We start from the raw sequence: 24708 nt of genomic DNA, 5'->3' as shown, positions 1-24708 counted from the left end.
GTTTTTCGGTCAGGATCCTGTCGCGTGCTCAACTGTCACCCGCTCCCCTATCCGCTTGACGCCTTTGTCGTATTGGATCGCCTGCGCCCGTTTGGCGACCCTGTCCTGCTGGACAGCGCCTACCCACAGACAGACCCTCGGTTTGGCCGCTATGACATCATCGCCGCAGCGCCGGATCTGATGGTGCGTTACAACCGGGGCGAGGTCGCGGTACGCAGACAGGGGCTTTGGCAGAATCTGGGCGGAGATCCGGTAAGCCTGCTCAAGGAACTGCATGCCGAGATCGCGATTGCACCCGGCACCACTGAACTCCCCTTCTGCTGCGGACTGTTGGGACACTTCAGCTATGATCTTGGCCGCGCCTTCGAGCGCCTGCCGAACCTGGCCAAGGATGACCTGTGCCTGCCGGAGATGAGAGTCGGTCGCTACTTATGGTCCGTGGTCATCGATCACGCTGAACGGCAAAGCTATCTTGTTTCACATGCCAAAGCCGATCCGCGTCAGATCGAGATGCTGAACCAGCTGCTGACGAAATCCGGCGACCTCGAGGCAACAACCCCGTTCAAACTGACGTCGGAATTTACCAGCAATCTTCCCGCCGATGCCTATCGCCAGGCCTTCGAGCGCATCCAGGAATATATTCGCGCCGGCGACTGTTACCAGATCAACCTGACCCAGCGCTGGAGCGCCAGCTGCGAAGGCGACCCATTCTACGCCTACCGCGCACTGAGACAGCGTGCAACCACCCCATTCGGCGCCTACCTGGAGTCGGAGGATGGCGCGATCCTGTCGCTGTCTCCCGAGCGCTTCCTGAAAAGCTCCGCTCAGGGCGAGGTGGAGACGCGACCGATCAAGGGCACCCGTCCGCGTGGAAGAACAGCGGAGGAGGACAAGGCGCTGGCCGACGAGCTTTCTGAGGCGGAGAAGGACCGCGCCGAAAACCTGATGATCGTTGATCTACTGCGCAACGACCTGGGCAAGGTGTGCCGGCCCGGCAGCGTCAGGGTACCGGAGCTGTTCAAGATCGAGAGCTACCCCAACGTGCACCACCTGGTCAGCGCCGTTACCGGACAACTGGCGGAGGGCTTCAGCAGTCTCGACCTGCTTCAGCACTGCTTCCCCGGCGGTTCCATCACCGGCGCGCCAAAGATCAGGGCGATGGAGATCATCGACGAGCTGGAACCGCACCGCCGCGGCATCTACTGCGGCTCGATCGGCTATATCAGTGCTGACGGCACAATGGACACCAGCATCTGCATCCGCACCTTGCTGGTTGAAGATGGCAAGATCTACTGCTCGGCCGGCGGCGGTATCGTCGCCGACTCGGAGGCTGATGCCGAGTACCAGGAGTCGTTCGACAAGGTGAACAACCTGCTGGATACACTGAAGGGGCTATAACAGCCCCTTCTCTTCGTTACAACAAACCTGACCGCGACTACAGGGAAAGATCGCGATTACTCGCCTTGAGGAACTCTTTCTTCAAATCTTCATAGCTGTGCACGGCCGGAAACTGCGGAAACTCGGCGATCACGTTATCCGGCGCGTGGAACAGAATCCCCTTTTCCGCCTGGGCCAGCATGGTGGTGTCGTTGTAGGAATCACCGGCCGCGATCACGCGGTAGTTGAGCAGCTGGAAGGCGCGCACCGACTGCCGCTTGGGGTCGCGCTGACGCAGGGTGTAATCGGTGATGCGTCCTTCATCGTTGACCTCCAGCTTGTGACACAGCAGGGTCGGGTAGCCCAGCTGTTTCATCAGCGGCGCGGCAAATTCGTAGAAGGTATCGGACAGAATCACCACCTGGAACCGCTCACGCAGCCAGTCAACAAACTCTTTCGCCCCTTCAAGCGGGCTCAGACGGCTGATGGTGTCCTGGATCTGCGGCAGGGTCAGGCCATGCTGATCGAGAATCGACAGACGCTGTTTCATCAGCACGTCATAATCGGGAATATCGCGGGTCGTGGCCTTCAGCGCCTCGATGCCGGTCTCTTCGGCAAATGCGATCCAGATCTCGGGGATAAGTACACCTTCCAGGTCAAGACAAGCCAGCTCCACGCTCATTCTCCGCATTTTATTGATCAAAATAGTGGGCAACTCTACCCCGAAAGGCGGCGCCCTTTCAACGCACCACCCGGTTCGGCGATCCTTAGGCCTGCACACGGATCCGACAAGCGTCCAAGTTGCAAATGCGGGATTTGGAGATCCAGATCCAGGCCGAGGGCAGCACCGCTCTTATACCTTACTATTGGAGCCGCAGCAGATACGGACGGATAAAGATGAAACTCGATAACCAGATAAATGACCGGATACTGGCACGCGGGCGTGAGGCTGCCGAACAAGACGTTGAGGTCGCAACCCGAGCCCTGGAGGTATTGCTTTGAGCAGGTCGTTGCGAATCGGCGTAGTAGACCAGTCACCGGTATACGACGGCCGGCCAGCCGCCGAAGCACTGCGCCGCAGCGTCGAACTGGCCAAGCGATGCGAAGCTGCAGGCTACAGTCGCTACTGGGTGGCGGAGCACCACAATACACCCAGTTATGCGAGTCCGGCACCGGAGATCCTGATCGCGGCGATCGCCAGTCAGACCCGACAGATTCGCGTCGGATCCGGTGGCGTAATGCTGTCCCACTACAGCCCGCTGAAGGTCGCCGAAACCTTCAGCTCGTTGCAGGCGCTGTTTCCGGGCCGGATCGATCTGGGCGTAGGCCGCGCCCCAGGAGGCAGCAGCCTTTCCACTCATGCTCTGGCCTACCCTGGATTCCCCTCGGGAGGCGAGCTCTATTCCGAGCAACTGGCGGACCTCCTGGCCCTGGTCCGCAATCAGCTGCCTGACGGTCATCAGTATCAGGGGCTGCGCGCGATGCCCGGTACCGAGACCCCACCTGCCCCCTGGGTACTTGGCTCCGGTAGCGGCAGTACCCGACTGGCCGCATCCCTGGGCGCGGGATTTGTACTCGCTCTGTTTATCGGCACCGATTATCGATCGCCCGAGATCATTCGCAGCTACCGCAAGGCATTCCGTCCAGGCGGTTTCGGCGACCAGCCCAGCGCCATGCTGGCAACGGCCGTGATCTGTGCCGATTCAATGGAAGAGGCAAAATTTGTCGCCTCGACACACACCTATTGGAAGTTGCAAGCCCACCTGCACGGCAACAGAGAGGGGCTACGCCCGCCCGAAGAGGTGCAGACACTCTATCGACAGCTATCACCATCGGACCGAGCCTACTTCGACGAAACCCTACGTACGATGATCCTCGGCACTCCCGGTCAATGTCGCGATCAGCTTGAACTGCTGAGCGACGAATATGCGGTTGACGAGATCCTGGCAATCAACGTGACCTACCGCTTCTCCGACCGGGTGAAGTGCTATGAGGAGTTGGCGAAGGTAATGGAGCTTAACCCGGAACACAGCGCTCCAGCGCTGACCCGGGTTGGCTGACCAGATGCACTGCCGGTATCAGAGTACCGGCAGCTCAAGCCCCTCGAACAGCGCATCGACCTCTGCGCGGTTGTCGCAGGCCTGCACCTTACGCACCACTTCAGGGGTCAAATGGGGGGCAAACAGACGGATGAAGTCATACATGAAACCGCGCAGGAAGGTGCCCTTACGGAAACCGATCTTGGTCGTGCTGGCTTCGAACAGATGGCTTGCGTCCAGCGCAACCAGATCGTCGTCGACACCGGGTTCATACGCCATCGAAGCGACGATACCCACGCCCAGGCCGAGCCTGACATAGGTCTTGATTACGTCCGAATCCACCGCGGTAAACACCACCTTCGGCTCCAACCCGTGATGGCGGAAGGCATCGTCAAGCTTGGAGCGACCGGTAAAGCCAAACACGTAGGTGACAATCGGGTAAGCGGCAACGTCTTTCAACGTCAGTTTCGACACCTGTGTCAGTGGGTGATTCCTGGGCACCATAACCGAACGGTTCCAGCGGTAACACGGCATCATGATCAGGTCACTGAAATGCTGCAGAGCCTCGGTTGCGATGGCAAAGTCCACCGTTCCATCCGCCGCCATTTCCGAGATCTGCATCGGAGTCCCCTGATGCATGTGCAGTGATACGTCGGGATAGGTTTTGATGAACTCGTTGATTGCACTGGGCAGCGCGTAGCGCGCCTGGGTATGGGTCGTGGCTATCGACAGACTGCCCTTCTTTTCATCGCTGAACTCCTGGGCAACCTGACGAATACTCTCCACCTTTTGCAGAATCTCCTCCGCCACGGAGAGGATCGCCTGCCCGGCGGGAGTGACGCGCGTCAGATGTTTGCCACTGCGTGCGAACACCTCGACGCCCAGCTCATCCTCAAGTAGACGAATCTGCTTGCTGATACCGGGTTGCGAGGTATAGAGGCTCTGCGCCGTCGCCGAAACATTTAAATCATGTCGTGCAACCTCACAGATATATCGCAGTTGCTGAAGCTTCATCGCAGCGCATCATCCGTTTTTTGGTAATCAAAAAAACACATTCATATAACCTTAACGAATATGTATAGCAGCGCTAAGTCCCTACGTCCATTCCTTCGATGACTCGATTACAGGCGAGCACTGAGCCTTCGAATCTCCTCGTCCTGCGTCACCGACCGCTTCTCCAGTGCCGCGATACGCGCCTGCGCCTTCATCAGCGCCTCATCGCGCTCCTTGAGCTGAGTCCGCAGTGCGTTTTCCCGCCGCGCACCATCGCTTCCCGCCGTAAGCGCTCGCTGATTGGAGCGCTGCAGCTCTTCTGAAAGCTCCTTTATTTTATCCTCCAAGCGCTTGTTTTTATTGGACTCCGAAAGCAAGGCGCTATTGATCTTGGTCAGGTCGCGATGTTGCACACCCACGTCCTGCTTGATCGCGTTGAGCTCGGTTTCCAACGCCTTGATCTGGCTCGCCTGGGTTTCGAGCTTCACCTCTTTGCGCGCCAGCTCCCCCTGATGCTCGTGCAGATCCCGGGTCAGCGCCGCCTCTTTTCGGCCGGCCTCGTCCCTGACCTTGTCCAGCATGCTTCGGAAGTGTCTAACCTCAACCTCAGCTTTCGCCATCGCCTCGACCCCCTTGCGCTGCTCCTCCTTCAAGCGCTGTTCGGTACTGCGACGGTAGTCCTCATACTGCTTACGCAACTGGTTGAGCTCATGATCGAGATTGGCGCGCAGCTGCTCTTCGCGCTTACGCTCATTGGTCTCGGTAGAGAGATTATTTTTCAACACGGCGATCTCCGCTTCCAGAGACTTTCCGTGCTGTTCCGACTGCTCCAGTCGAACACCCAGCTCACGGTAACGCGCTTCGAGCTCTTGATAGACCCCTTGCGACTGGCGCAGGGCCTCTTCGTTGATGCGCCTGCTCTCCTCCTCGCCGACCTCATGCTGCTGTCGGTCCCGCCTGACATTGGCTTGCGCCTCCTGAACCGCCTGCTGCCAGACACGCATAAAGGACTGCGCCAGAGTGTCCGGCATATCCGGAAACGCCCTGGCATTGCGGTCGCCAAGCTGAATCCGCCCCGGCAAAGCATGCCACCAGCGCTCGAGCAACTGCTCTATCTCACCCTGGGCGAGCTCAACCTGGGCCGAAATCGCACCGACATCAGGCCTTTTTCCACTTATAAGCAGCTGATCGGCGGCGGAAAAAATACGGGCCATGTCCCGTTCGTTCACATTTAACATCCTGATCCTGTTTGACTCTGATCCTGTTTCTCAACACTGCGGAGCAACTGTTCAAGCGCTGTCTCAATCTGCGGCTCGAGAGTCGCCTCTACCTTAAGTGGGGTTCCATCCGGCAGTTTCAATTCAAGCGCGGCCGCATGCAGCATCAGCCTGCGGAAACCCAACTCACGATACTGCTGGTTGATGGCATCTATACCGTACTTGGGATCGCCAATAATCGGATGCCCCACAAATTGAGTGTGTACTCGAATCTGATGCGTACGCCCGGTCTTCGGCCGCGCTTCGATCAGTGTGGCGGCGTTGCCGAACCGCCTGATGATACGAAAATCGGTTAGCGACGGTTTGCCCTCGGCATCCACCTTGACCATCCGCTCACCCGACTTGAGCTCGCCTCTGAGCAACGGAGCGTCCACTCGCTTATCCTTGCTCTCCCAGCGCCCCTGAACCAGCGCCTGATAGACCTTCTGCACCCGATGTTCGCGCAGAAGCTCGTGCAGATACCTCAACATCGATCGTTTCTTGGCGATCATGATGCAGCCGGAGGTATCCCGGTCCAGGCGATGAACCAGCTCCAGAAAACGCTGCTGCGGCCGCAGCTGGCGCAGCGCTTCGATCAAACCCAGATTGACGCCACTGCCACCGTGAACGGCGAGACCGGAGGGTTTGTTGATGACCATCAAAGCATCATCCTCGTACACCACCGCACGCTCCAGAAATTCGAGTAGTTTGTCACCGACTATAGGTGCATCGCCCTTTTCCGGCAGGCGGATGGGCGGGATACGGATCAGATCGCCAGGCTCCAGCTTGTACTCGGGCTTGATGCGCTTCTTATTGACTCTAACCTCACCCTTGCGCAAAACACGATAGATCAGGCTCTTCGGCGCGCCCTTCAACGCGGTGCGCAAGAAGTTATCGATACGCTGCCCACCCTGATCCTCTTCAACGGTAATAAACTGCACCCCGCTCTGGATGCCTGTACTTTCATTTGCCATCAGTTACTGGTATGTCCGTTCGTTGATGCTCTTGGGGTTAGCTGGTATATTCTAGCGATGCCGCAGGCGGTTGGCTTTAGCTATTTTTGAATCCAGGTCGCCGGCCCCTCACCCACACCTCGAAGCGTGGCCGCGCACGATCCGATCGGCGGCAGAGATTGATGGTTTCTTACGAAATCAAACCTTATTTTACGTAACGCTTTCACGGCCTTCGCCTGAATCCGAAGGCCCAGTTGAAGGTGGAGATGCACGCTGACCCGGAACCTGCCCCCAAGGCAGCCACAGCCAGCAACTATAACGACAGAGGTCTGCGTTTCCTCCACCGCCGATATACGAGCAGCCGCGATAGCGACTGCCCGCCCTGTTGCTTTGGGTCAACAAAACCCAAGCAGCAGGTAGCGATCAGAAAGACTGGGCGTCATCTTCACACTCCGGAGCAGATCCGGCGGTGGCAGCGTTGCGTTTTGCTGAGAACGCATAACAACATGAAGAGAATGCTTATCAACGCAACTCAACCCGAAGAGTTGCGCGTCGCGCTGGTAGATGGCCAGCGTCTTTTCGACCTCGATATCGAATCCGACAGCCGCGAGCAGAAGAAGGCCAACATCTACAAGGGCCGTATCACCCGCGTAGAGCCCAGCCTTGAAGCCGCTTTCGTCGATTACGGTGCCGAGCGCCACGGCTTCCTGCCCCTCAAAGAGATCTCCCGCGAATACTTCAGCAAACAACCCGAACGGGGCCAGCGTCCAAATATCAAGGAGATGGTCAAAGAGGGCACCGAAGTTATCGTACAGGTCGACAAGGAGGAGCGCGGCAACAAGGGCGCGGCGCTGACCACCTTTATCAGCCTCGCCGGTCGCTATCTGGTATTGATGCCCAACAACCCCCGCGCCGGCGGCATCTCCCGCCGTATCGAGGGTGACGAGCGCACCCAACTGAAAGAAGCCCTGTCGGGCGTCAACATCCCGGATCAGATGGGCGCTATCGTGCGCACCGCCGGTATCGGCCGCAGCAGTGAAGAACTGCAGTGGGATCTGGATTACCTGGTTCAACTCTGGGAAGCAATTACGGCGACAACAACACGCTCCGCCCCCTTCCTGATCTACCAGGAAAGCAATGTCGTCATCCGCGCCATCCGTGACTATCTGCGCTCGGATATCGGCGAGGTATTGATCGACGATCCGACCGTCTACGACCAGGCGCTGATGTTCGTGCGCCAGGTGATGCCCAGCTACGAGAATCGCATCAAACTCTATAAAGAGCAGATTCCGCTGTTCAACCGTTTCCAGATCGAAACCCAGATCGAGACCGCTTTCGAGCGTGAGGTCAAACTCCCCTCCGGCGGCTCCATCGTTATCGATCCGACCGAGGCACTGGTCTCGATCGACATCAACTCGGCACGCGCGACGCGCGGCGGCGATATCGAGGAAACCGCGCTCAACACCAACCTGGAAGCGGCCGAAGAGATCGCCCGCCAACTGCGTCTGCGCGACATCGGCGGCCTGATCGTGATCGACTTTATCGACATGACGCCGATCAAGCATCAGCGCGAAGTCGAAAAGCGCCTGGGCGATGCCCTGAAACTGGATCGCGCCCGCGTACAGATGGGCCGTATCTCCCGCTTCGGCCTGCTCGAGATGTCGCGTCAGCGCCTGCGCCCCTCCCTCGCCGAATCCCGCGGACATGTATGCCCACGCTGTAACGGCCAGGGCACGATTCGCGATACCGAGTCGCTCGCACTGTCGATCCTGCGCCTGATCGAAGAGGAGTCGGCCAAGGACCGCACCGCCCAGATCCGCGCCATTCTGCCGGTCAGCGTTGCCACCTTCCTGCTCAACGAAAAGCGTCGTGAAGTTCACGCCATCGAGCTGCGCAATGGGGTACAGATCGTCATCGTGCCCAACCCGAACATGGAAACACCTCACTACGAAGTGGTGCGCCTGCGCGATGACCACAGCGTATCGACCACCCACGACCCAAGCTACACCCTGCAGCCGGAAGCCGTTGAAGAGGAACCTGAAGCCGCCACGACACCGGTAAAGCGGGAAAAGGCCGCGGTCCAGGCAGTAATCCCAACAGCACGTGCGCCGCAATCCGCGGAAGAGAAAGCGGAGACCGAGCAGCCCAAGACACAGCAGCAAACACCTGTTGCAGCACCGGCTCCGGTCACCCTCTCCTTCGGCGAGCGCGTGGTCGCAACCCTGGGTCGCCTGTTCGGCAAGAAGCCGGAAGAGGTTAAACCCGAGCCGAAAAAAGAGGCCGAGGAAGAGAAGCCTCGCGCCAAATCGACTCAGGAACCTCGCAGCCGCGGCGGTTCAGGCAAATCCCGCCGCCGAAGCGACGATCGCCGTGGTGGCGACCGTCGCCGCTCCCGCGACAACGACGAGATCATTACGATCGAGCAGGAGCAGGCGCTGCCCAAGATCGGCGACAAGGGTTCCGACGAACGTTCGGAACAGGAAAAAGGGGAAGGTAACGGCCGCTCACGTCGTCGCCGCCGCAGCCGTCGTCGCAGCGATAATGAAGCGACCGCCCAGTCCGATGATCTGGATCAGAATCTGCAGAGCGAGCAGCAGGAGGAAGAGCCGGAGCAGCAGGATGCGGAGACCCGCTCGTCCGACAACACGGCTGCTGAAGGTGACGAAGGCCGCAGCCGTCGTCGTGGCCGCCGTCGCCGCAAGAGCGATGAACGCACCGCGCTGCGCACTCCGCTAGAGAATCAGGAAGGCGAAGGGGTAACGACAGACGCCGTCGCTACACAGCAGGAAGAGCCCGGCTCGCAGGATGCCGAACAGGCCGCAGCTGGCGAGACCATCGCCGCGCAGTCCGACGATACGGCTGAGCCAAAACGTGAAACGGAGGCCGAGGCTCAGATCTCTACCGCCCAGCCGGAAGAGGTAGCCGTGTCCGAAACCGATACACAGGCAGAGGATAGCGCCGCTGCCGAGGTGACGGAGGAGACTTCCGCTCAGGCTGAAGAGTCTCAAGCTCAGGAGGAGACCAAGCCGTCCGAAACAGAAGAGGGCTCTGCCGAGATCTCGACTGCATCTGACACTCAGGTCGAGCAGCCTGAGGAAACGGCGGCCCAGCCGGAGGAAAGCACAGCCGAGCCCGAGCAGACTAGCGCGCAGCTTGCCGAACCCGCCACTGCCGATGAAGAGTCGACCGATACAGCAAAGAAAACCTCCGCTGAAAGCGTACAAGAGGAGACTGTCGCCGAGGCAACAGAAGAAGTTGTGGCCGTAAGCGAAACTGCTGACGACAGCGTCGAGGCTGAAGCAAAGCCCGAGCAGACAGCAGCATCCGAACCGGAAACAGCGCCAGCCGTCGAGCCGGCAGCCCTAAGCGCGGAAACCGAAGAGCAGAACGCTGCAGACGCGACTCAGGAGAGTGCTGAAGCGGTCGCGGAAGAGGATGCCTCCAGCGACGAAGCGGAACAGGCACAGTCCGCCCGCCGTCGCCGCAGCCGGCGCGCCCCAAACGATCCTCGCGAGGTACGTCGCCGCCAGCAGCAGAAAGAGACGGCCCCAGCCGGCTCCGACGCTGAAAGCGAAAGCTGAGGCTGACGCCAGGTAACAGAAAGCCCGCCGATTGGCGGGCTTTTTCATTATTCAATTAACCGAGCATACCGGATTCGAACGCCCTACCCGGCACCTCATCCCGCCGTTATCAGAGTCCGTTATGGATAGAAACGCGGCTCCACCTCAAGCTGAACACCGTACTGCTCCAGCACATCCGACTGAATGCGCTCGGCAAGACGTTCGATCTGCTGGCGGTTACCCTCGCCATAGTTGACCAAGACCAGTGCCTGGTGCTCATGCACCCCTACACCCTCCTGCCGATAGCCCTTCCAGCCCTGTCGATCGATCAGCCACCCAGCGGCCAATTTGAACTCCTCACCCTCCGGATAGGCCACCATATCAGGATAGCGCTGCCTTAATGCTTGATACTGACCAGCCGTTACGATCGGATTCTTAAAGAAGCTGCCGGCATTACCCAACAGAGTCGGATCGGGCAATTTGGCGCGCCGAATACGACATACGGCATCAAATATCGCCCGAGGATTGCCCTCCTGACCCGGCTCGATCGCATCACGCAGAGGCTTGTAGCTCAATACGCAGTCAGGCTGGCGGCTAAGCAGAAAACGCACCCGTGTAATCAGGTAGCGATCGGTCTCATGCTTGAAGATACTGTCTCGATAGGCGAATCTGCATTCGGCATTATCGAGCCAGTAGAATCGGCGCTGCTGCCAGTCGTAGACCTCGACAGCCTCCAAACGATCTTTCACCTCGACACCGTAGGCACCGATATTTTGCACCGGCGCGGCGCCTGCGCAGCCCGGGATCAAGGCCAGATTCTCCAGCCCGTAAACGCCCTGCTCAAGCAGACGCTCGATACTGCCATGCCAATTCTCGCCGGCTCCCAGCGTCACCCTGACGGCGTCGCCAGCCAACGCCTCCAGCTCCATCCCCGCGATCGCCACCTGGGCCACCACGCCCGGCACTTTCGGCCCAAGAATCAGGTTACTGCCCCCACCGATCAACAGCAGCGGCAGCCGATGCTCATCGACATAACGGTGCAGCGAGATCACGTCACCCGCGGTCTCAAGGCGGGTGAAACACTGCGCATAGCTTTCAAACCCGAAGGTATTCAGACGACGCAGCGGATAATCGGAGTAAAGCTGCAGACTCAACCGAGGAGCTCCCCGCGCAGATGACCGATCAAGCCCTCGGCGGCAGCCTCGACCAGATCGAGCACCTCCTCAAATCCCGCGTCGCCTCGGGTGTAATAGGGATCCGGCACTTCAGCCCCCGCCATACCCGCAAAATCCAGGAATAGACCCAGATGCCCGTCGAAGCCCGACGGGCTGATCGATTTGAGATTGAGCAGGTTTTCATGATCCATCGCCAGAATATAGCGATAGCGAGAAAAATCATCGTGGCTGACCGCCCTGGCGCGCAGTGCCGACAGGTCATAGCCCCGGCGCGCCGCGATCGCCGCACTGCGCGAGTCCGGCGGATTACCCACGTGATACGCCGCCGTACCGGCCGAGTCCACATCAAGCAATTGCGCAAGATCGGCATGTTCCGCCAACTTTGCCCGGAACACCCCCTCGGCGGTGGGAGAACGGCAGATATTACCCAGACAGACGAACAGCACACCGGTCTGGCTCATTCAGTGGCCCCCAGCAACTGCTGCAAACGCGCCAGGTCTTCCGGCGTATCAACGCCCGCAGGCGGTGCCTCAAGCGCCTCTTCGACATGGATACCCGCGCCGTTATAGAGCGCCCGTAGCTGTTCAAGACATTCGGTCTGCTCCACCGCCGCCGCCGGCCAGGCCACGAAATCGTTGAGCAGCTTGACGCGGTAGGCGTACAGCCCGATATGGCGCTGCCAGTTGAACCCCGTCGGCAGGTGATCAAGCTTCTCGCCATGCGCCAGCGCAGCATCCCGGGGCCAGGGGATAGGCGCACGGCTGAAGTAGAGCGCCATACCGCGACTATCGGTGACAACCTTGACCACGTTCGGGTTCAGCAGCGCTTCGACGCTCTCGATCGGCTCCGACAGTGTCGCGATGCTCGCTTCCGGTACCGCCGCCAGGTTGTGCGCCACCTGATTGATGATCCGCGGCGGGATCATCGGTTCGTCACCCTGCACATTGACGACGATATCGTCAGCGTAAAACCCCAGAGTCTTTACCACCTCCTGCAGCCGGTCTGTGCCTGACGGGTGGTCGTCTCGGGTCATGCACACCTCGGCATCAAACGCCTTCGCGGCTTCGGCAATACGCGGATCATCGGTCGCGATGACAACCCGCTTCGCCTCGCTCTGGCAGGCGCGCTCGTATACATGCTGCAACATCGGCTTACCGGCCAGCTGCGCCAGTGGTTTACCGGGGAAACGGCTCGACGCGTAACGCGCGGGGATAATGATGGAAAAGCTCATTGTCGCTCACTTCTTCTCGTGCAGACGCTCGTCGGCGGTCAGGGTTCTCGCCTCGCTCTCCAGCATGACCGGGATATCATCCCGGATCGGATAAGCGAGTCCACTGGTACGACAGACCAACTCATTGGTCTCCCGGTTCCACTCCACCGGCGCCTTGGAAACCGGGCACACAAGGATATCAAGCAGTTTCTGGTCCATCACGGACTCCCGTAAAGTTGTTGCAATCGGTTCAGCTGAAGATCCAGCCAGGGTTCGAATTCAGCATCGAATTGAGCATCCACGCGCAGCGCCCAGCAGTTTGCCGGCGCCCAGCCTCGACACTTGACCGCGTCTTTTTCGGTCATGATCAGCGGCAGCTCGGGCTCGAACCTAAGCTGGCCAGGCTCGATGGATGCGTGATCCTTGAGTGGATGTTCGACAGGATCGAAGCCCAATGTACGTAGTGTATCGAAAAAACGTGTCGGATGACCTATTCCGGCCAGCGCATGCACTTGATGTGAGTCGATCCATTGATCGCTCATCAGTTCACGCCCGGTGTCCAGTTCGACTAGCTTACCCGGCACAAGCTGCATATGGCTGGCACCGTCAAAGGCAAACTCGCCTGCGCCATTGAGGATCACCCGATCGACCTGCAGCAGCCTTTCGGGCGGTTCGCGCAGCGGCCCCTCCGGCACACAGCGACCGTTTCCCAAGCCACGCCGGGCATCCACCACGGCCAGCTCCAGATCACGCCCCAGCGCATAGTGCTGCAGACCATCGTCACTGATCACGATGTTGCAGTCGCTAGCGGCCAACAGTGCACGGACGGCGGCCGGGCGGTCGGGATCGATGACAAGTGGCACGCCGGTGCGCTGCACGATCAGGCAAGGCTCATCGCCGCCCTCGGCGGGAGAGGTATCGGCGCTGACGATGAAGGGGTAATGCGGCGGCTTCGCGCCATAACCGCGGCTGACCACCCCCGGCGTGTACCCACGCGCACGCAGCATCTCGATCAACGCCAGCGTGACCGGGGTTTTGCCGCTGCCACCCAGGGTGATATTGCCGACGACGATCACAGGCACGGGAGCTCGCCACTGCTGCGCCGTTCGGGCGCGACGTTGTCGGGCGGCAAGGGTGCGGAAAAGCACAGAAACGGGACGCAAGAGCTTCAGCCACCAGGCATCTGCGTACCAACTACGCTCCAGCGACATCAGCGGGTTTCCGGCACCCTGGTGGTGATACTGAGCTTGGCGAAACCCAACTGACCGGCCACATCCATGGCGGTCACGACCGACTGGTGCGGCGTACTGCCATCTGCGGTGATAACAAAGGGTAGCGTACGATCTTCACCGGCGACTTTCAGGATCGCACTCTTGAGCGTCATCGCCTGAGTGTTGACCAGCGCCTGGCCGTTGACGCTGTAGTTGCCATCGGCGTTGATCACTACATCGACCGACTCGACCTCGCTCTGAGTCTGGGCCGAACTGGCCTCGGGCAGATCGACCTCCAGATGGGTTTCCTTGGTAAAGGTGGTCGACACCATAAAGAAGATCAGCAGCAGGAATACCACATCGATCAGTGGCGTCAGATTTACGCTGACCTCTTCCCGACGTTGACGCTGGAATCGCATTCAGACCTCCATCGATCCAGTATCAACGAAAATCGACATCGCGCTCACCATGCACGATCTCAACCAGCTTGATCGACTCCTGCTCCATGGTCAGCACCAGCGTATCGACCTTGCGCTGAAAATAGCGGTGCAGCACCAAGGTGGGAATCGCCACCGACAACCCCGCCGCTGTGGTGATCAGCGCTTCCGAGATACCGCCAGCAAGCACGTTGGCGTTACCGGTACCCTGCATCATGATCTCGGTAAACACCTTGATCATGCCGATTACCGTGCCCAGCAGACCCAGCAGAGGTGCGATCGCCGCGATGGTGCCGAGACTATTGAGAAATCGCTCCAGCTCATGCACGACCAGTGTCGCGGCCTCCTGGATGCTCTCTTTCATCACCTCTCGACCGTGGGCCGAGCTGTTGAGTCCGGCGACCACGATGGCGCCCAATGGGCTTTCATGTTTGATGCTGCGCATCCGCTCCGGTGTCATCTCGCCACTGCGAACCAACTCCCACACCTGGGCCAGCAGGCCTTTGGGTACCACCCGGGAATCGCGCAGGGTGATGAATCGCTCTGTGACGATCGCCAACGCCAGAATGGAGCATCCGATAATCGGCACCATCAGCCAGCCGCCAGCCCGAATCAACTCAAACACTACGCTTCCTCCTGCTCGTTCGAAGGGCTACTTTACCACAGCCGCCGCAAACCTGAGTAGGGCGTTAACCTGCTGTCCAGTAACGTTTTTTCCTTTGCCTCCAGGCACTGGTCCTGCACTCCTCACCCGCCTCAAGACGTAACGCGCCCTCCCTTGCCGTATCATGGATCACGGCCCCCGCCTCACGCACCCGCTCAACCACATCCGCCGCCGGGTGTCCGAAGCGGTTAAACAAGCCACGGCTGAACAGCACCTCTTTCGGCTGCAATGCATCCAACCATTCCGTAGAGGTGGAGGTTCGGCTGCCGTGATGACCAGCCACCAGCCAGTCGGCGCCCGGCAACCGGTATCGGCGCACAAGATCCCTCTCACCTTCTATCTCCAGATCACCGGGAATCACCAGCACGCAGCGCCGACTCTCGACAACCAGTACACATGAGTACGCATTGTCGTTTCCGAGGACCCCGGCAGAGGCCTGCAGGTACCGAAAACGCACGCCACCGAGCTCAATGCCCGGCTGGCGCGCACAATCGGTCCAATTTTTGACGCCGTCCAGCGGCTGACCAAGCACCAGCTCCCGGTAGCGGTAACCCTTCTGCAAAGCCGCAAAACCACCGCTGTGATCGCTGTCGCCATGGCTGATCACGACCTGCTCGAGACCGGACAGCCCCCTCGCCTTCAACAGTGGCGCCACGGCATAGTTGAAGGCGCTGCCGCCGCCCGGGTAGCCTGGCCCCGTGTCATAGATGATGGCCCCTTCCGCTGTCTCGATCAGCACAGCCAAACCCTGACCGACATCGAACATCCTTGCCTCAAAACCGCCCTCGGGCGGTCGCTCCACCTCGATGGACAGTAGAGGAAACAGCATACAGATCGACAACCAACGCCACTTCAAAGGCAACGGGAACAACCACCAGAGCACTGCCGCGACAGCCAGGAGCAGCACGAAAGGTTCTGTCCGGGGCAGTGCCAGATACAAACCCAACTCAGCCCTCGACAGTGCAATACCCTGCCAGAACGTCTCAACCGCCCAGGACAGGAGATCGGCAGGCCACAGCGCACCCAGAAAAACCAGCGGAAGCAGCAGAGGCAACGTCATGATCAGAAGCGATACGGCGGGCAGCGCAACAAAGTTCACCACGGGCGCCAAAAATCCCAGTTGCTGGAACAGCAGCGCCGACAGCGGCATCATGCCGATAAACAGCCGCCCCTGCACGCTCCACCACTGGCCCAAGCGTCCACCGGAACCTATGCCCAGTTGAGAGATCCAGATCAGCAGCGCAACCGCGCCAAACGAGAGCCAGGCGCCGGGCTCGATCACCGCAAGAGGCTGCAGCAGACTGACACCCAACAGGGCGGTCCGCCAACGCTGCCAAGCCGTGACCGGACGCAACCACCATTCGGCGCCGATAAATACGGCAACCATGATCAGCGCACGCTGCACCGGCAGCCCCATGCCTGCAATCAATGCATACGTGCACGCGAGCAGCAGGGCAAACAGCAACCCCGCCATCCTGACAGTTCGTGAATCGCCCCCACCCCACAACAGCAGCAATCCAAGGCAACGCGCCAACATCAAACCCAGGCCAGCCATTACGGCAATATGCACACCACTGACAACCAATAGATGAGCGGTACCGGTTTCGCTCAGCAGTTTCCAGCCGTCGGGATCAAGCCCGCTGCGATCTCCCAATACCAGCGCCCGCAGAGTAACCGATACCCGGGGCTCGAAATGGTGATCGAGACGATCGGCCAGCTGCTGGCGCACTCCGGGCAGTGTGAAACCCGATCTCGCCTTCGATTCGAGAGACCTGACATACCCCCGCGCATCGATAGACTCGACAAGGAATCGGCGCTCACTGTCGAACGCATGGGGGTTACTCAATCCTCGAGGCGGAAAAAGCCTGACTCTAGCCGCTATTCGGTCACCGGCCTTTAACACCTCTTTCGCATCATAATGCGATAGACTGAGACGACGCAGACGCAACAGCCCAGCTTCCTCGCTGTCTATCGAAATAATGCGAAGTGTGAAGCTCTGCCGCCGCCCCTGCAGTCGTGGCAGCTCGTCGATGACACCAACCAGATCGACATCGGCACGAGCGAAACGGTCGGGCAATCGATGACTCAACTGCCAACCGCCCCAGATGGCCGCGTACGCCACGCCCAAACTGAACAGGAGGATCGATTGACGCAGACGTCGACGCAGCATGAACGGCAGCGCAAACGCCACCAGCAAGGGTGTGTAATGAAGGCTGGGTAACCAGGCAACTGCCAGTAACCCGCTGATAAATACGATCATCCTTGATCTTCACTGTTGGCTTACGCAGTCACTGTCGGCATAATTGCCCCACAAGATGAGTGAACGCTTTCAGTATGCCGCGCAAAATATTCAAGAAGTACATGCCGGATCAGCACAAACTGCGTGCGCACCCCTCCCTGCGCTGGCTGGGCGACCACTTGCACAATCCGAACCTCTGGCATCTTACCCGCAAATCGGTTTCCCGCGCCTTCCTGGTCGGTATCTTTTGTGCCTTTCTACCCGTACCTGGCCAGATGCTGATCGCCGCAGTCCTGGCGCTGCTGATGGCCAGCAACCTGGCGGTCTCCATCGGCCTGGTGTGGCTCACCAACCCGATCACTATACCGCCCGTATTCTACTTTACCTACCGTATTGGCGCCTGGCTGCTGGATACCCGCATACAGGAGCAGATAGAGTTCCACTGGGATCTGGCGACGCTGCAAACCGAGTTGGCCGCCATCTGGTGGCCGCTGCTGCTGGGTTCCGTATTGACCGGCATAATCCTGGCGCTCCTGAGCTACGTCTGTATCCAGTGGTTCTGGATCTGGCACGTCAACCACCACTGGCGTAAGCGCAAGCCCGGCCGCTATCGAAAACGGCACGATCAGGACTGATCGACCCAAGGCTGTAATTTACCATCCAGTATCTCGACGGCCCTATCCATCCGCCGCGCAAGCGCCAGATCATGGGTCACGGTAACGAAAGCGATTCCCGACTCCCGATTCAGTTTATCGAGATAGAGTTCGACCTCTTCCGCCGTGTGCCGATCCAAGTTACCTGTAGGCTCATCCATCAGCACACAGGCGGGGCGGCAGACCAGCGCCCGCGCAATCGCCACGCGCTGACGCTCGCCACCGCTGAGCTGGCCGGGCTTGTGTTTGACACGATGTTCCAACCCCACACGCTCCAACAGCATCTGCGCCTCGGCGCGCGCCTCGGTCGCCGAGCGACGCGCAATCAACAGCGGCATCGCCACATTCTCCAAAGCACTGAACTCGTTGAGCAGGTGGTGAAACTGGTAGACAAAACCCAGATGACGATTGCGAACCGCGGCGCGGCGCGCCTCGCTGATCTGGAACAGCGCTTCGCCGGCGACCTTCACCTCGCCAGCGTCGGGGCGATCCAGGCCACCGAGGATATTCAGCAGCGTGCTCTTGCCGCTGCCGGACGATCCCACTATCGCCAGTCGCTCGCCGGCGGCGACACTGAGGCTCACGCCGTCCAGCACCGGCACCGCATTACCGGCCTCCCGGTAGCTTTTGTGTACATCCGAAACCCAGAGCACCGGATTACTCATAACGCAACGCCTCCGCAGGCTGAGTCCTTGAAGCCCGCCAGGCGGGGTAGATAGTGGCAACAAAGCTGATCGCCAGGGCCGCCAGCGTGATCTGGCTGACATCGCCCCACTGCAGCTCCGACGGCAGGTAACTGATGAAATAGACGTCCGCGGACAGGAACTGGATACCGAAAGTGTGCTCGATCCAGGCCACAAGATCGGTCACCGTCAGGGCCAAAGTGATACCCAACAAGATGCCGAGCAGGGTTCCCACTACCCCGATCACCACGCCCTGAACGATAAATATGCGCAGTATGGTCGCAGGTGTGGCCCCCATCGTGCGCAGGATCGCAATATCCGCGCGCTTGTCGGTGACCACCATGACCAGTGTCGACACGATATTGAACGCGGCCACAAATACGATCAGCAACAGCAACAGGCCGATCATCCGCTTCTCAAGCTGGATCGCCTGAAACAGATTGCCATGGGTTCGAGTCCAGTCGCTGGCACTGAGCGCTCTCGACTGCGCCAACTGGCGCACCAACCGCGGCGCCTGAAACAGATCCGAGTAGCGCAGGCGAAGACCCTCTACCGTCCCCGGCTCCATCCGCTTCAACCTGGCCGCATCATCGATATCGATATACGCCAGGTTGGCATCCAGTTCGGCGCCGACCGAAAATATTCCGCTTACAATGAAGCGTTTCATCCGCGGCGTAATGCCCGCCACGCTAACCGACGCCTCCGGCAGTACCAGCGTCACTTTGTCACCCACCCGTACACCGATATAACGTGCCAACAGCTCACCCAGAATAATCCGGTATTCGCCCGCTTCCAGATCATCCAGACGACCCACCTTGAGATGATCCGCAATGATCGAGACGCTGGTTTCATCTCGGGGACTGATACCGTTGACGAACACGCCCTGGACCCGGCCGGCGTGGGTCAGCATACCCTGAGCCTGGACGAACGGCGCCACCCCTTCGACCCCCTCGCTATTGACCACATCCTGGGCCAAAGAGCGCCAATCCGGCAGAGGGCTGCCGTAATTCCCTATGGTCGCATGAGGCACCATACCGAGGATCCGCTGTTTCAATTCACGGTCGAAGCCGTTCATCACCGAGAGCACGACAATCAACGCCGCAACTCCCAGCATCAATCCCAGCATCGACACCAGCGATATGAATGAAATGAAGTGATTGCCGCGTTTTGCGGCTGTATAACGCAGACCGACATATAGCGATAGCGGTTTATACATTGAGTGCTCTTTCTAACGGTTGCCGGCTAACAGACCGGCAGGATATTTGTTTATACTGGCGACGAACCGAAAGCCAAAAGGAGCCCACCGTGGATCAGGACCGCCGACAATTCTACCGTATCGACCACCCGGTCGTACTGGATTATAAAATCGTCTCTGAGGCGGATGTGGCGAGCTCTTCCAAGCCTTACCAGTTCAACGTATCGCCCTACTTTCTACTGCAAAGCCAGCTGTCCGGCATCGATGCCGAATGTCAGCACCTCGTTTACAAAATCGCAGAGTCTACTCCACATCTGGCGACCTATCTGCAACATCTGAACAAAAAGATCGATCTCATCGGGCGCACCCTGGCCGACAGCCAGCTGGAGGTCGACTCAACCCACATGCAGATCATCAACCTCAGCGAAGGCGGCCTCTCCTTTACCGCCGAGGAGGCACTGGAGCTGGGCACACTGCTGGCAATTAAACTGGTGTTCCCCGAGAACAGCCTGGGACTACTGCTCTACGCCGAAGTTCAGCGTTGCGAACCAAAAGAGCAAAACTTCGATATCGGTATCGCCTTCCACAAGATGCCGGAAAGCTGCCGTACGCTGTTGGCGCGGCTGATTATCGAAGCCCAGGCCCGCGAACGCCAGGCACAGCTGCATGGCTAAACCCTCAAAGCAGACCCTGCTGCATCATCTCGGTACCGGTGCGGGTTTCCTCTTCCTCATACTCTGGTTTTATGCGGGTCGGGAACTCGGCGTTATGGATTGGGCGACCAAAGTGGCTCCAGAGGGTTACTCCGGCGCCGCATTGATGCTATCAATCATGATCATGATGACACCCGCCTTTGCTCTTTGGACCCTGGTCAATCGCTGGCTGGAACGCCGCCTCCAGATCAAGGGCCGCTACCTCGAAGAGGAATACTATCGCTCTCTGGACAAAGACCAAAGTCCGAACAAAGAACGCTGAATGCAGATATCAAAAAAGGGGGATACCCCCCTTTTTTATCACACCAACGCCGACCTCAAAGATTCTCGATCCGGTTCAGACCCGCAATCGCCGCGACTCGGTAAGCCTCCGCCATGGTCGGGTAGTTGAAGGTGGTATTAACGAAGTACTTCAACGTGTTGGCAGCTCCCTCCTGCGCCATGATCGCCTGTCCGATATGCACGATCTCCGATGCCTGGTCGCCGAAGCAGTGGATACCCAGGATCGCCAGCGTTTCTCGATGGAACAGGATCTTCAACATACCGACCGGCTCGCCCGAGATCTGGGCACGCGCAGTATCCTTGAAAAACGCCTGGCCCACTTCATAAGGCACGGCCTCCGCCGTCAGCTCCTCTTCCGTCTTACCGATCGAACTGATCTCAGGAATGGTATAGATACCGGTCGGCACCTCGTTGATGTAGCGGAAATCCTCGCCGTTCAGCATATCAGCGGCTGCCGCACGCCCCTGGTCCAGCGCCGCGGATGCCAGGCTCGGCCAGCCCACCACATCACCCACCGCGTACACGCCCTCACACTCGGTGCGATAGTGTTCGTCGACCGTAATCTGACCACGGTTGTTAGCGCTAAGACCGATATTTTCCAAACCGAGATGAGCGGTATTACCGGTACGACCGTTACACCAGAGGAAGGCATCAGCCCGTATGCGCTTGCCCGACTTGAAATTGATGATGACACCATGGGCGTCACCCTCGACCGAGGAGTACTCCTCGTTATGCCGGATCTTAACCGCGTTGTTACGCAGGTGGTAACTCAGTGCATCGGAGATCTCGCTGTCGAGGAACGACAGCAGCCGGTCACGGGTATCGATCAGATCGACCTTAACGCCAAGGCCACTGAAGATCGATGCGTACTCACAGCCGATAACGCCAGCTCCGTAGATCACCAGCGTCCTGGGCGTATGGCCCAGCTTCAATATGGTGTCGGAGTTATAGATACGGGGGTGGTTAAAATCGATATCGGCCGGCATGTACGGAGAGGAGCCGGTGGCAATAATAATATTCTTGGCCTTTAGCACCTCTCGCGCTTCTGAGCGCCCCTCGATGACTACCTCGCCCTTGTCGCGGAACTGAGCACGTCCGAAGAACACATCGACCCGGTTGCGCGCATAGAAGTTGGTCCTGAGCATCACCTGATTGGAGATTACCTTTTCTGCGCGATTCAGCACCTTGGGAAAGGAAAACCAGCGCGGCTCACCGATGTCTCGGAACATCGGGTTGGTGTTGAATTCGATGATCTGCTTGACCGAGTGTCGCAACGCCTTGGACGGAATGGTGCCTTTGTGTGTGCAGTTACCGCCGACGGTATCCTGCTCCTCGACCACCGCAACCCGCCTGCCCTTCTTGGCGGCGCTCATCGCGGCCCCCTCACCGGCAGGCCCCGAACCGATAATCACGACATCATAGTCATACTCAGCCATTCAACTCCCCTTCTGCAAAAAAGCAATTATTACCCGGCGCCAAAGATACCCCCTGACGCCCGGCAATCCCATTACGCTTTAGATTTATGGTTCACCCTCTGGCTTTCACTTCGTACGCCAGCTCTTCTTCGATGCTCTTGCGCGTCTCGCAGTCGTCTTTGCGCTGCTCCTTCTCGCAACGAGCCTTGTCGCCACCGCAGATGTCGCACGCCGTCTCCATACCCAGCGCACTCATGCCGCCGCAGGAACCCGCAATCGGCTTACGCCCCATCAATACGCCGATCGACATCGCCCCGATGATCACCAGCAGGGCCACGAACGTCAGAATCATGATATCCATCAGTTAACCTCCTTCAGGAATGCCTCAAATCCGGGCGTTGATATCTCCCTGAACCCGTTATCCTGTTTGACAATGAAAAACGCGGCTATATTCCGCTCCTGCGCAAAGCGAAGCCCCTCCTCTTCACCCAACACCATCAGCGCTGTAGCGAGCGCATCTGCCTCCATGCAGGTAGGCCGCAACACGGTTACGGATGCCAGCCGATGACGAATAGGATAACCCGTACGCGGATCGATAGTGTGTGAAAATCTCACACCATCCTGCTCGAAATAATTTCGGTAGTCACCGGAGGTCGCGATACCGATATCCTTGACGCTGATGACACGCTCGATCTCACGCACACCCTCGACAGGACTCTCGATCGCCACCCGCCAATCACTGCCGTCCGGCTTCAGCCCTTTGGCGCGTAGCTCTCCCCCGATCTCGACCAAATAGCTCCCAATCCCCTCGCGCTCAAGCAGCTCGGCTACCCGGTCGACGCCGTACCCCTTGGCGATGGAGGAGAGATCTACATACTGGTCACCCGCCTTGGTTAGCCGACCATCGGGCGACAGCGTCAGTGACTTGTAGCCGACGCGGGAGCGCAGCGCTTCGAGCTGCTCCGGCGACGGCGCGTTGACGACGCGACCATCCGGACCAAAGCCCCAGAGATTGACCAGCGGTCCGACAGTGACATCGTAAGCGCCATCCGTTTGCGCGCTAAGCTCCAGGGCGGCAGCAACGACATGTGCCAGCCCCTCGGATAGCGCTACCCGGCTTCCGGCCGGCGCCTTGTTGAACTGCGACAATTCGGAATCGGGGATGTAGGTCGACATATGCTGATTGACCTCTTTCAGCACCTCACCAACCTTCGGGCGCAGCGCCTCGACCCGTGCCGGATCCGTATCGACCCAGCGGATACTGAAGCTTGTTCCCATGGTCAGGCCGTTAAAGCCAACCACCTCGGGGGTCTTTTCGCATCCCGCCAAAAAGAAAACGGCCAGCAGCAGAGCTACTGGCCATCCCAGACTATTGATAAGCCTGCGCATCCCTATCAACCGCCGAAGTCGTCGAGCAGGATGTTTTCACGCTCTACACCAAGATCCAGCAGCATCTTGATGACCGCGGAGTTCATCATTGGCGGTCCACACATGTAGTACTCGCAATCTTCAGGCGCCTCGTGGTCCTTCAGATAGTTCTCGTACAGCACGTTATGGATGAAGCCGGTGTAGCCGGTCCAGTTGTCTTCCGGCAGCGGATCCGACAGCGCCAGGTGCCACTTGAAGTTCGGATTCTCTTCAGCCAGCTTGTCGAACTCGTCCACGTAGAACGCCTCGCGCATGGAGCGCGCGCCATACCAGAAGGAGATCTTGCGGGTAGAGTTCAAGCGCTTCAGCTGGTCAAAGATGTGAGAACGCATCGGCGCCATACCTGCACCACCACCGATAAATACCATCTCGTTATCGGTTTCACGGGCAAAGAACTCACCGAAGGGTCCGTACACGGTGATCTTGTCACCCGGCTTCAGGCTGAACACGTACGAGGACATCTGCCCCGGCGGGATACCCTGACTGCCTGGAGGCGGAGACGCGATACGGATGTTGAACTTCACGACACCGCGCTCTTCCGGATAGTTCGCCATCGAGTAGGCACGGATCACCGGTTCGTCGACCTTGGACACATACTGCCACAGGTTGAACTTGTCCCAGTCACCACGGAACTTCTCTTCGATATCGAAATCCTTGTAGTGCACTTCGTGCGCAGGCGCTTCCAGCTGAACGTAACCACCGGCACGGAAGTCCACGCTCTCGCCCTCAGGCAGGCGCAGCGTCAGCTCCTTGATGAAGGTCGCCACGTTCGGGTTGGACTCGACGGTACATTCCCACTTTTTCACACCAAAGACATCGTCTTCGACGTGGATCTTCATGTCCTGCTTCACGGCGACCTGACAGGAGAGACGCCAGCCCTCCTTCGCCTCACGCATGGTGAAGTGCGACTCTTCGGTCGGCAGCATGGAGCCGCCACCGTCCATTACCTGACACTTGCACTGTGCGCATGTGCCACCGCCGCCACAGGCCGATGCCAGGAAGATGCCTTTGTTGGCCAAGGTCTGCAGCAGCTTGCCACCCGCCGGTACAGTGATCGATTTTTCCGGATCATGGTTGATCTCGATCGTCACATTACCGGAACTGACCAGTTTAGCTCGTGCGGCCAGGATCACGGCAACCAGTGCAAGCACCATCGCCGTGAACATGACCACACCCAGAATGATTTCTGCATTCATAGGTTCAATCCATCCTTAAAACTGTTCAT

24 protein-coding genes are annotated in these 24708 nt (G+C 59.0%); 6 read left to right on the top strand and 18 right to left on the bottom strand.

Annotated features, from left to right (window positions below):
• Nucleotides 1-24: 24 nt before the first annotated feature.
• Nucleotides 25-1398 (top strand): aminodeoxychorismate synthase component I, encoded by a 1374-nt coding sequence (pabB, locus tag KQ940_RS14240; protein ID WP_217414374.1) that lies wholly within the window; start codon nt 25-27, stop codon nt 1396-1398.
• Nucleotides 1399-1435: 37 nt separating this feature from the next.
• On the opposite strand, the gene thrH is transcribed toward pabB, so the two are convergent.
• Nucleotides 1436-2053, bottom strand: a complete 618-nt coding sequence (gene thrH, locus KQ940_RS14235; protein ID WP_217414414.1) for a bifunctional phosphoserine phosphatase/homoserine phosphotransferase ThrH — start codon at nt 2051-2053, stop codon at nt 1436-1438.
• 322 nt (nt 2054-2375) lie between these two features.
• Here thrH and KQ940_RS14230 point away from each other — a divergent pair, with 322 nt between their 5' ends.
• On the top strand, nt 2376-3437 hold the full coding sequence (locus tag KQ940_RS14230) for an LLM class flavin-dependent oxidoreductase (protein WP_217414372.1): 1062 nt from the start codon (nt 2376-2378) through the stop codon (nt 3435-3437).
• A gap of 18 nt (nt 3438-3455) precedes the next feature.
• Here the strand turns inward: KQ940_RS14230 and cysB are convergent, their stop codons facing one another.
• From cysB to rluC, 3 genes are all read right to left on the bottom strand, one after another.
• The gene (cysB, locus tag KQ940_RS14225) at nt 3456-4430 is read right to left on the bottom strand and encodes an HTH-type transcriptional regulator CysB (protein ID WP_217414370.1); all 975 of its coding nucleotides are present in this window, start codon (nt 4428-4430) and stop codon (nt 3456-3458) included.
• 107 nt (nt 4431-4537) lie between these two features.
• The gene (locus KQ940_RS14220; protein WP_217414368.1) at nt 4538-5638 is read right to left on the bottom strand and encodes a DNA-binding protein; all 1101 of its coding nucleotides are present in this window, start codon (nt 5636-5638) and stop codon (nt 4538-4540) included.
• 2 nt (nt 5639-5640) lie between these two features.
• Entirely contained in the window at nt 5641-6639 is a 999-nt protein-coding gene (rluC, locus tag KQ940_RS14215) for a 23S rRNA pseudouridine(955/2504/2580) synthase RluC (RefSeq protein ID WP_217414367.1), read from the bottom strand.
• A gap of 485 nt (nt 6640-7124) precedes the next feature.
• On the opposite strand from rluC, the gene rne reads away from it, so the two are divergent.
• Complete coding sequence (gene rne, locus KQ940_RS14210; protein WP_217414366.1) at nt 7125-10199, top strand: ribonuclease E; 3075 nt, start codon at nt 7125-7127, stop codon at nt 10197-10199.
• A 119-nt stretch (nt 10200-10318) separates the two neighbouring features.
• On the opposite strand, the gene murB is transcribed toward rne, so the two are convergent.
• From murB to KQ940_RS14170, 8 genes are all read right to left on the bottom strand, one after another.
• Complete coding sequence (gene murB, locus KQ940_RS14205; protein WP_217414365.1) at nt 10319-11332, bottom strand: UDP-N-acetylmuramate dehydrogenase; 1014 nt, start codon at nt 11330-11332, stop codon at nt 10319-10321.
• Nucleotides 11329-11814, bottom strand: coding sequence for a low molecular weight protein-tyrosine-phosphatase (locus tag KQ940_RS14200; protein WP_217414364.1), 486 nt, complete (start codon nt 11812-11814; stop codon nt 11329-11331). Before KQ940_RS14200 ends, murB begins: the two co-directional genes overlap by 4 nt.
• Nucleotides 11811-12584: a 3-deoxy-manno-octulosonate cytidylyltransferase gene (gene kdsB / locus KQ940_RS14195; protein ID WP_217414363.1), complete on the bottom strand. Its 774-nt coding sequence runs from the start codon at nt 12582-12584 to the stop codon at nt 11811-11813. Before kdsB ends, KQ940_RS14200 begins: the two co-directional genes overlap by 4 nt.
• Before the next feature lie 6 nt (nt 12585-12590).
• Nucleotides 12591-12782, bottom strand: coding sequence for a Trm112 family protein (locus KQ940_RS14190; RefSeq protein ID WP_188750036.1), 192 nt, complete (start codon nt 12780-12782; stop codon nt 12591-12593).
• Nucleotides 12782-13774, bottom strand: a complete 993-nt coding sequence (lpxK, locus tag KQ940_RS14185; RefSeq protein ID WP_246590069.1) for a tetraacyldisaccharide 4'-kinase — start codon at nt 13772-13774, stop codon at nt 12782-12784. Before lpxK ends, KQ940_RS14190 begins: the two co-directional genes overlap by 1 nt.
• Nucleotides 13774-14193 (bottom strand): ExbD/TolR family protein, encoded by a 420-nt coding sequence (locus KQ940_RS14180; RefSeq protein WP_217414362.1) that lies wholly within the window; start codon nt 14191-14193, stop codon nt 13774-13776. Before KQ940_RS14180 ends, lpxK begins: the two co-directional genes overlap by 1 nt.
• A 22-nt stretch (nt 14194-14215) precedes the next feature.
• Nucleotides 14216-14836 carry a MotA/TolQ/ExbB proton channel family protein gene (locus tag KQ940_RS14175; RefSeq protein WP_217414361.1) on the bottom strand — a complete coding sequence of 207 codons (621 nt, stop codon included), beginning with the start codon at nt 14834-14836 and terminating at the stop codon, nt 14216-14218.
• 64 nt (nt 14837-14900) lie between these two features.
• On the bottom strand, nt 14901-17135 hold the full coding sequence (locus KQ940_RS14170; protein WP_217414360.1) for a DNA internalization-related competence protein ComEC/Rec2: 2235 nt from the start codon (nt 17133-17135) through the stop codon (nt 14901-14903).
• 74 nt (nt 17136-17209) lie between these two features.
• Between KQ940_RS14170 and KQ940_RS14165 the strand changes: the two genes are divergently transcribed.
• Entirely contained in the window at nt 17210-17749 is a 540-nt protein-coding gene (locus KQ940_RS14165; RefSeq protein WP_217414359.1) for a DUF2062 domain-containing protein, read from the top strand.
• Here the strand turns inward: KQ940_RS14165 and KQ940_RS14160 are convergent.
• Together KQ940_RS14160 and KQ940_RS14155 are read right to left on the bottom strand one after the other, a co-directional pair.
• A complete protein-coding gene (locus KQ940_RS14160; protein WP_217414358.1) occupies nt 17740-18432 on the bottom strand; it encodes an ABC transporter ATP-binding protein in 693 nt (230 codons plus the stop codon). The two genes, KQ940_RS14165 and KQ940_RS14160, sit on opposite strands and share 10 nt — an antisense overlap.
• Nucleotides 18425-19666 carry a lipoprotein-releasing ABC transporter permease subunit gene (locus KQ940_RS14155; RefSeq protein ID WP_217414357.1) on the bottom strand — a complete coding sequence of 414 codons (1242 nt, stop codon included), beginning with the start codon at nt 19664-19666 and terminating at the stop codon, nt 18425-18427. The genes KQ940_RS14160 and KQ940_RS14155 overlap by 8 nt, the downstream gene beginning before the upstream one ends.
• A gap of 89 nt (nt 19667-19755) precedes the next feature.
• Here KQ940_RS14155 and KQ940_RS23085 point away from each other — a divergent pair, with 89 nt between their 5' ends.
• Nucleotides 19756-20319: a PilZ domain-containing protein gene (locus KQ940_RS23085; protein WP_217414355.1), complete on the top strand. Its 564-nt coding sequence runs from the start codon at nt 19756-19758 to the stop codon at nt 20317-20319.
• Nucleotides 20312-20620: a hypothetical protein gene (locus KQ940_RS14145; protein WP_217414354.1), complete on the top strand. Its 309-nt coding sequence runs from the start codon at nt 20312-20314 to the stop codon at nt 20618-20620. Before KQ940_RS23085 ends, KQ940_RS14145 begins: the two co-directional genes overlap by 8 nt.
• A 55-nt stretch (nt 20621-20675) precedes the next feature.
• On the opposite strand, the gene sthA is transcribed toward KQ940_RS14145, so the two are convergent.
• The 4 genes from sthA to nqrF form a co-directional block, all read right to left on the bottom strand.
• Entirely contained in the window at nt 20676-22076 is a 1401-nt protein-coding gene (gene sthA, locus KQ940_RS14140) for a Si-specific NAD(P)(+) transhydrogenase (RefSeq protein ID WP_217414353.1), read from the bottom strand.
• Between the two features lie 91 nt (nt 22077-22167).
• Nucleotides 22168-22416, bottom strand: a complete 249-nt coding sequence (gene nqrM / locus KQ940_RS14135) for a (Na+)-NQR maturation NqrM (protein ID WP_217414352.1) — start codon at nt 22414-22416, stop codon at nt 22168-22170.
• On the bottom strand, nt 22416-23444 hold the full coding sequence (locus KQ940_RS14130; protein ID WP_217414351.1) for an FAD:protein FMN transferase: 1029 nt from the start codon (nt 23442-23444) through the stop codon (nt 22416-22418). Before KQ940_RS14130 ends, nqrM begins: the two co-directional genes overlap by 1 nt.
• Before the next feature lie 5 nt (nt 23445-23449).
• Nucleotides 23450-24679, bottom strand: coding sequence for an NADH:ubiquinone reductase (Na(+)-transporting) subunit F (gene nqrF, locus KQ940_RS14125; protein WP_217414350.1), 1230 nt, complete (start codon nt 24677-24679; stop codon nt 23450-23452).
• Between the last annotated feature and the right edge of the window lie 29 nt (nt 24680-24708).

The sequence above is a fragment of the Marinobacterium ramblicola genome (assembly GCF_019084545.1).
Classification (GTDB): domain Bacteria; phylum Pseudomonadota; class Gammaproteobacteria; order Pseudomonadales; family Balneatricaceae; genus Marinobacterium_D; species Marinobacterium_D ramblicola.
This window is presented reverse-complemented; position numbering and strand designations above follow the sequence as displayed.

Coding starts and splice junctions, on each gene's coding strand:
- cysB (WP_217414370.1), bottom strand. CDS start 4,430: ATGAAGCTTCAGCAACTGCGATATATCTGTGAGGTTGCACGACATGAT.
- rluC (WP_217414367.1), bottom strand. CDS start 6,639: ATGGCAAATGAAAGTACAGGCATCCAGAGCGGGGTGCAGTTTATTACC.
- rne (WP_217414366.1), top strand. CDS start 7,125: ATGAAGAGAATGCTTATCAACGCAACTCAACCCGAAGAGTTGCGCGTC.
- KQ940_RS14200 (WP_217414364.1), bottom strand. CDS start 11,814: ATGAGCCAGACCGGTGTGCTGTTCGTCTGTCTGGGTAATATCTGCCGT.
- kdsB (WP_217414363.1), bottom strand. CDS start 12,584: ATGAGCTTTTCCATCATTATCCCCGCGCGTTACGCGTCGAGCCGTTTC.
- KQ940_RS14190 (WP_188750036.1), bottom strand. CDS start 12,782: ATGGACCAGAAACTGCTTGATATCCTTGTGTGCCCGGTTTCCAAGGCG.
- lpxK (WP_246590069.1), bottom strand. CDS start 13,774: ATGTCGCTGGAGCGTAGTTGGTACGCAGATGCCTGGTGGCTGAAGCTC.
- KQ940_RS14180 (WP_217414362.1), bottom strand. CDS start 14,193: ATGCGATTCCAGCGTCAACGTCGGGAAGAGGTCAGCGTAAATCTGACG.
- KQ940_RS14170 (WP_217414360.1), bottom strand. CDS start 17,135: ATGATCGTATTTATCAGCGGGTTACTGGCAGTTGCCTGGTTACCCAGC.
- KQ940_RS14165 (WP_217414359.1), top strand. CDS start 17,210: ATGCCGCGCAAAATATTCAAGAAGTACATGCCGGATCAGCACAAACTG.
- KQ940_RS14160 (WP_217414358.1), bottom strand. CDS start 18,432: ATGAGTAATCCGGTGCTCTGGGTTTCGGATGTACACAAAAGCTACCGG.
- KQ940_RS14155 (WP_217414357.1), bottom strand. CDS start 19,666: ATGTATAAACCGCTATCGCTATATGTCGGTCTGCGTTATACAGCCGCA.
- KQ940_RS14145 (WP_217414354.1), top strand. CDS start 20,312: ATGGCTAAACCCTCAAAGCAGACCCTGCTGCATCATCTCGGTACCGGT.
- sthA (WP_217414353.1), bottom strand. CDS start 22,076: ATGGCTGAGTATGACTATGATGTCGTGATTATCGGTTCGGGGCCTGCC.
- nqrM (WP_217414352.1), bottom strand. CDS start 22,416: ATGGATATCATGATTCTGACGTTCGTGGCCCTGCTGGTGATCATCGGG.
- KQ940_RS14130 (WP_217414351.1), bottom strand. CDS start 23,444: ATGCGCAGGCTTATCAATAGTCTGGGATGGCCAGTAGCTCTGCTGCTG.
- nqrF (WP_217414350.1), bottom strand. CDS start 24,679: ATGAATGCAGAAATCATTCTGGGTGTGGTCATGTTCACGGCGATGGTG.